At 62.8% G+C, this 5,925-nt stretch carries 9 protein-coding genes; 5 read left to right on the top strand and 4 right to left on the bottom strand.

From position 1 onward, the window contains the following. On the top strand, nt 1-198 hold a 198-nt coding region (locus tag KBZ07_RS15065), incomplete at its 5' end, for a hypothetical protein (protein WP_254932372.1). 88 nt (nt 199-286) lie between these two features. Here the strand turns inward: KBZ07_RS15065 and KBZ07_RS15060 are convergent. Next, nucleotides 287-460, bottom strand: a complete 174-nt coding sequence (locus tag KBZ07_RS15060; RefSeq protein ID WP_193486311.1) for a hypothetical protein — start codon at nt 458-460, stop codon at nt 287-289. Nucleotides 461-516: 56 nt separating this feature from the next. Here KBZ07_RS15060 and KBZ07_RS15055 point away from each other — a divergent pair, with 56 nt between their 5' ends. The 3 genes from KBZ07_RS15055 to KBZ07_RS15045 are packed head-to-tail and all read left to right on the top strand — an operon-like array spanning nt 517 to nt 2,923. After that, a complete protein-coding gene (locus tag KBZ07_RS15055) occupies nt 517-966 on the top strand; it encodes a hypothetical protein (RefSeq protein ID WP_254932371.1) in 450 nt (149 codons plus the stop codon). A 29-nt stretch (nt 967-995) separates the two neighbouring features. After that, on the top strand, nt 996-1,259 hold the full coding sequence (locus KBZ07_RS15050) for a hypothetical protein (protein WP_315856809.1): 264 nt from the start codon (nt 996-998) through the stop codon (nt 1,257-1,259). Then, nucleotides 1,259-2,923, top strand: coding sequence for an AarF/ABC1/UbiB kinase family protein (locus KBZ07_RS15045; protein WP_254932374.1), 1,665 nt, complete (start codon nt 1,259-1,261; stop codon nt 2,921-2,923). The genes KBZ07_RS15050 and KBZ07_RS15045 overlap by 1 nt, the downstream gene beginning before the upstream one ends. On the opposite strand, the gene KBZ07_RS15040 is transcribed toward KBZ07_RS15045, so the two are convergent. The 3 genes from KBZ07_RS15040 to eno all read right to left on the bottom strand — a co-directional run bounded on the left by KBZ07_RS15040 (nt 2,880) and on the right by eno (nt 5,715). Next, on the bottom strand, nt 2,880-3,554 hold the full coding sequence (locus KBZ07_RS15040) for a GGDEF domain-containing protein (protein WP_254932370.1): 675 nt from the start codon (nt 3,552-3,554) through the stop codon (nt 2,880-2,882). The two genes, KBZ07_RS15045 and KBZ07_RS15040, sit on opposite strands and share 44 nt — an antisense overlap. Nucleotides 3,555-3,594: 40 nt before the next feature. Then, nucleotides 3,595-4,227, bottom strand: a complete 633-nt coding sequence (locus KBZ07_RS15035) for a hypothetical protein (RefSeq protein WP_254932369.1) — start codon at nt 4,225-4,227, stop codon at nt 3,595-3,597. Between the two features lie 192 nt (nt 4,228-4,419). Next, entirely contained in the window at nt 4,420-5,715 is a 1,296-nt protein-coding gene (eno, locus tag KBZ07_RS15030) for a phosphopyruvate hydratase (RefSeq protein WP_254932368.1), read from the bottom strand. Between the two features lie 141 nt (nt 5,716-5,856). Between eno and KBZ07_RS15025 the strand changes: the two genes are divergently transcribed. Further along, nucleotides 5,857-5,925 (top strand): VOC family protein (locus tag KBZ07_RS15025; RefSeq protein ID WP_254932373.1); only part of this gene is annotated, 69 nt, incomplete at its 3' end.

Below are 5,925 nucleotides of genomic sequence, written 5' to 3'. Positions count from 1 at the left end.
TGGTCGAGGAGAGCAGCAGCGATGAGCAACCCCCTATGGATGCTTGTGCCCTGGGCGGTTTTTGCAATCGCGGCAGGAATCAAGTTTTGGCGCTTGACCAGCCTGTTCCGCAGGCACCTAATCGGCACCCCGTCCGGCACCGAGCAGTTCAGGAGCTCCCTTGAGCGAGCCTGGGCTAAGGACCAGCAGGCCGCCTGACAGAGCTCCGCAAGTGCCGTTACAAATTGTGATATATTTGAGTTTGGTCATCGAGCGGTCCTGGACGGGTCCGCTTTTTTATTGGCTTTTATTTGTTGATCGCTCTCCAAATCCACCAAATAACCAGCCCCAGCAGCGCCCATGGCAGCAGCGCTCTAAATACAACCGCCACCAGCAACACCACCAGCAACGACACCGCGGTGCGCTTTGTCAAAGCCTTCGCCTCGTCGCTCATGAAGCGCCAGCGGGGAATCAGGGCCATCTGTTCTTAGGCGGGGACTCGCCCCAGCAAAGCCCCTCCCCCTAGATTTGGCACCTATGGCTCAAGTGGCTTCGGTTTCAGCAGCTCCGCCATCCCAGCCACGCCCCCGCTGGCAGGTGCCATTGCTGGTGGGCTTTTGCTTTGGCCTCGGTTATGGCGTCACCCAGCGGTTGCTTGCCCTGCAGCTGCCTTCCCTGGTGCGCCTTGGTCAGGGCTTTGAGGTGCGGCCCTTCCCGGGCACTTCGCTGGAGAGCCTGCGGCTGCGGTTTGGCGCTGAAAACCAGGATATCCGCGGTGACGCGGATCTTTTGCAGTTAGAGCAGCAACCCGATACAGCCTCTCCCGCCGCCAGCGAAGCTGAGCCGCCCCAGGAGTTGCCCTCGCCCGCGGCTGAACCGGAAGCCCAGGCTGTCCCCGCTGACGCGCCAAGCCTGGATGCCCCGCCGCCTCCAGATTTGCCTAGCGCTGATCTGCCACAGTCCACACCTGCTGCCAGGCCCCAATGAGTGCGCCGCAATCGCTTGTCCAAGCTGCCTTGCAGCGCTTGGGGGCTCGCTTAGGCAGCGGCCTCGTTGATGCGGCCGCCAATCTGGCTCTGCTGGCTCAGGACGCTCCGGAGCGGCTGCGTCAGGAGTTTCAGCTTTTCTGGGACGAAGTGGAAGCAGAAGCTGCCCGGATCGAGAGGGACGACGAGCCGGAGGTAGCCATCACGGCGCCGTCTGTGGATATTCAGGATCAAATCGATGCCCTGCGCGCCCGGGTGGCGGCCATGGCTCGCCGACTGGACCAGGATTCGTGATCCTGCTTAGGCCGCTGCGCATCTGGTGGTTGGCCCTGGCCCTGCTGCTCGGTCTGTGGTGGGACGGCCAAGCCTGGAGCTATGTCGGTGGTGTCACCCCAGAGCGGCAGCGGAGCCGTCAGCGGCGCCGGGCCCGCTGGCTCACCCAGGCATTCCTGGGGCTTGGCTCAGCCTTTATCAAGCTGGGCCAACTGCTTTCGGCCCGTCCCGACGTGCTGCCCGCTGAACTGGTGGAGGAGCTAGCCACCCTGCAGGACCGGGTTCCCGCCTTCCCCTTTGCGGTGGTGCAAGACCTGCTGGAGCAGGAGTTGGGTGAGCGCTGCGCCGAGATAATTGACCTGGAGAGCGAGCCGCTGGGTTCGGCCAGCCTGGCCCAAGTGCACCGCGCCAGCCTGCGCAGCGGCCGTCAGGTGGTGTTCAAGGTGCAGCGCCCTGGCTTGGAGCGCACCTTCCGGCTCGACCTTGAGGTGATGCAACAAGTTGCTGCGGCGGTGCAGCGCCATCCCCGCTGGGGCCGCGGCCGCGACTGGATCGGCATTGCCCAGGAGTGCCGGCGGGTGTTGCTCAGAGAGCTCGACTTCCGGCTGGAGGCCGAGCACGCGGCCCGCTTCCGCCAGCAGTTTCTAGACGATCCCGGCATCCGCATTCCAGCCGTGGTGTGGGAATTGAGTTCCCGCCGGGTGCTTTGCCTCGACTATGTGCCCGGCATCAAGATCACCGATCGCCAGGCCCTGATCGAGGCTGGAATCGTGCCCGCCGCCGTAGCGGAAAAGGGCGCCGCCAGCTACCTGCAGCAGCTGGTGCGGTTTGGCTTTTTCCACGCCGATCCCCACCCCGGCAACCTGGCCGTTGCCGCCGATGGGGCCCTCATCTACTACGACTTCGGCATGATGGGTCAGCTCTCCAGCCGCCTGCGGGGCCGCCTGGGCAGCATGGTGCGTGCAGCAGCTGGCCGAGACGCAGCTGGTTTGGTCAAGGAGCTGCAGCAGGCGGGTGTGATTGCACCTGGCGTTGATCCGGGCCCGGTGCGGCGCCTGGTGAGGGTGATGCTGGAAGAGGCGCTGACGCCTCCTTTTTCCGCCAATGTGCTTGAGCGCCTGTCGGGCGACTTATACGACCTGGTTTACGGACAGCCCTTCAGGTTGCCCCCAGAGCTGATCTTTGTGATGCGGGCCCTCTCCACCTTTGAGGGGGTCGGCCGCAGCCTCGATAGCGGCTTTAGTTTGGTGGCGATTGCCCGCCCCTACCTACTTCCCCTAATGACTTCAAGCGGTGGCAGGGGTTCTGGTGTTGGCGGTAGTGCAAACGACCTCTTCAATGAAATCTCGCGCCAGGCGGCAGAGGTGGGCAGCCGCGCCTTGGGTATTCCCAAACGATTAGACGACAGCCTGGCGCGCATCGAGCAGGGCGACCTGCAGGTGCAGATTCGCGCCGGCGAAACGGATCGCCTGCTCCGGCGCTTGGCCCTGGCCCAGCAGGCTGCGGGTCAGTCGATGCTGCTAGCTGGTTTGGCAGTTGCAGCGGCCCTGCTGGCGGTCAGTGCTCGACCGGCCTTAGTAATCATTCCCCTGCTGGCCAGCCTGCATGTGGGGCTCAGCTGGGTCAAGCTGCAGGGCCGGCTTAAGCGCGATGGCCGGATTGATCAATTGCCCGGCGTGGGTTGAGCTTTTTGCTGGTTTGGGGCTTGTAGGTGTACACCGCCTCATCAGCTTTTGCCCAGGTTTGCTCCAGAGTGATTCGCGGTTCACTCATCGCTGCACCGATCGAGGCTTGAACGCCGCAGGCTTGCAGGGCCTCCCGCAGGCGATCCACCAGTTCATCCAAGCCGGAGGCGCTGGGGTTGAACACCATCAGCGCGAACTCGTCGCCGCCAACGCGGGCCAGTAAATCCGTGCCGCGCATTTGGGCGCCCAGCTGGCTGGCTGCGATCTTCTGCACCTGGTCTCCCATCTGATGGCCCTGCTCATCATTGATTTGCTTGAAGCCGTTTAGATCAACCACCACCAGCCCGTACTGATAGCCGTGTCGCTGGCGGCGGCTCTCTTCAAGATTGAGGCTCTCATCCCAGGCGCGGCGGTTGGCGATGCGGGTGAGCCCATCGGTGCGGCTCTCGCGCAGCAGGGCTCCATTGAGCCGGCGTAGCCGGATCTCCGAATTGCGACTCACCAGCACCAATGAGATGGTGGCCAGTGAACCCATCAGAAAAACCAGGGCCGTGGCGCGCCAGGAGGTCCAGTTGAGCCGGTTGTGGTCAATGCTCACCTGGGTGCTGACCAGCTGGTTGGCAAAGGGCACGATGCGCAGCCCTACCAGTTTTTGGTCTTCTGGCTCTAGCTCAAGCTTGGGCAGTGCCCGGCGCTTGCAGGCTTGGGTCCTGATCGTGGCCGCTGATCGCCAGCATGCTGGCCGAAAGATTTACCAGGGAGAAGGCTGCTTTTTGCTTGCCCCGTATGTTCCATGGACCGTAGATAAAGGCTGTCCAACCACTGGAGCGGCCCGGTATTGGATAGGCCCGCACCGCCATAGGGGCAAGGTTGTAGCCCAATCCATTGCAGTGGGGCTGATTTAAGTCGGCCCTGAGCTCAGGGGAGGCGCCGCTTAGGGCGGTGCGTACTGATCGAGCCTGGGGATCGTTGCGGGGATCTAGAGGTAAACGGCGCAGGATGGCCAGGCTTTCCTGTTGGGAGATGCTGCTGGTATGAAAATCCTCAAGATCCCAGTTGCCGAGGCTGATTACGCCGATGGTCGCGTTGGGATCGGGATCGGTGCGCTCACCCTCTGGTTCCCCGTTTTGCACATCGCTGCGAGCCAGGGAAAGGGCTGTGAGCGAGCGGGCAATGGCGGTGCATTTGGCCGAGGCCAGGTGACTCACCTCCGAGGCCCCAACCGACTCCAAAGGCTCGTGCAGGAGCTGGTAGGTGAATACGGACGCTCCACCTGTGACAACTATGCCGATAGCGCCGAGCAAGGCGGAGAGGCGCGTTAAGCCCTTTGCGTTGAACTCTGGGCTTTTTGCTGTGAATTCAGACGCCACCAATTTGGTGGGAGGGTCTTGGGAGGCGGGTGCCAACAGCGCCTCCGGGCCCTAAGTGTTCAGGAAACTTTAATGGCTGACCCTTGCTTTTTATTTATCGTCCTCCAACGGGGGAGGTATAAATACTTAGGCTTTGCCGCGGGGGCCCCGGTCTTCAGCGCCGGCGTAGATCGCCTGGCTGCCGAGTTCGTCCTCAATCCGGAGCAGTTGGTTGTATTTAGCCACCCGATCGGAGCGACTGAGGGATCCGGTTTTGATCTGGCCGGCGCGGGTGGCTACGGCGAGGTCGGCGATGGTGGTGTCTTCGGTTTCGCCGGAGCGGTGGCTGATGACACTGGTGTAGCCAGCCCGGCCGGCTAGATCGATCGCCTGCAGGGTTTCGGTGAGCGAGCCGATCTGATTCACTTTGATCAAAATTGAATTGGCGACACCAAGATCGATGCCCCGCTGTAGCCGGGCGGTGTTGGTCACAAACAGGTCGTCGCCCACCAGCTGCACCGTTTTGCCAAGGCGCTCGGTGAGTAGGGCCCAACCATCCCAGTCGTCTTCGGCGATGCCGTCTTCAATTGAAACGATCGGGAACCGGCTGGCCAGCTGGGCTAACTGGTCCACCATCTCGGCGCTGCTGTAGCTGCCGCCGCCGAAGTTGTAGCGGCCATCTTTGAAAAACTCGGTACTGGCCACATCCAGAGCTAGGGAGATCTGGTCGCCGGGCCGATAGCCGGCCTTCTCGATTGCTTGCATCAGCAGTTCGCCGGCGGCGTCATTGCTGGCCAGGTCGGGAGCGAAGCCGCCCTCATCGCCAACGGCGGTTGAGAGGCCCTGGCTGCTCAGCAAACCCTTGAGGGTGTGGAACACCTCCGCGCCCATGCGCAGGGCTTCGCGGAAGCTGCTGGCGCCATGGGGCACCAACATGAATTCCTGAAAATCCATGTTGTTGGAGGCGTGGGCGCCGCCGTTGATCACATTCATCAGCGGCACCGGCAACAGGTTGGCCAGCGGGCCGCCTAGGTAGCGGTAGAGGGGCAGGCCGACGCCGTTGGCGGCTGCCCGGGCGGTGGCCAGGCTCACGGCCAACACGGCGTTGGCACCGAGGCTGGACTTGTTGTCACTGCCGTCGAGTTCGGCCATGGCACCGTCCACGGCGCTTTGGTCAAGGGCGCTCAGGCCACAAAGGGCCGGGGCGATTCGCTCTTCGATGTTGTTGACGGCTTGGGTGACGCCCTTGCCGAAGTAACGGCTGCCGCCATCTCGCAGCTCATGGGCCTCATGGGCACCGGTGCTAGCGCCACTCGGCACAATCGCCCGGCCGCTGGCGCCTCCCTCCAGCAGCACCTCGGCCTCCACCGTGGGTGTGCCGCGGGAATCCAACACCTCCCGTGCCACCACGGTGTCAATAACAAGGTCGAGGGAATCGATCACGTTGAAGTGCCATTGGCGCTCTCTGTCGAGATCCTATGGGTCACCCCCACCCATCCATTTGTGCTGATGGGTACCGCCCTTGGGGTTGCTCGCCACAATGGAATTTGTTGTGCCCAGGTTGATGCCTGGCCTGATCCGCTGATGCGCATGCTGCACACCATGCTCCGGGTTGGCGATCTGGAGCGCTCCCTCACCTTTTATACGGAAGTG

The organism is Cyanobium sp. BA20m-14 (assembly GCF_024346295.1).
Note: the sequence above shows the minus strand (reverse complement) of the source record. Positions and strands in the feature narration are given on the sequence as shown.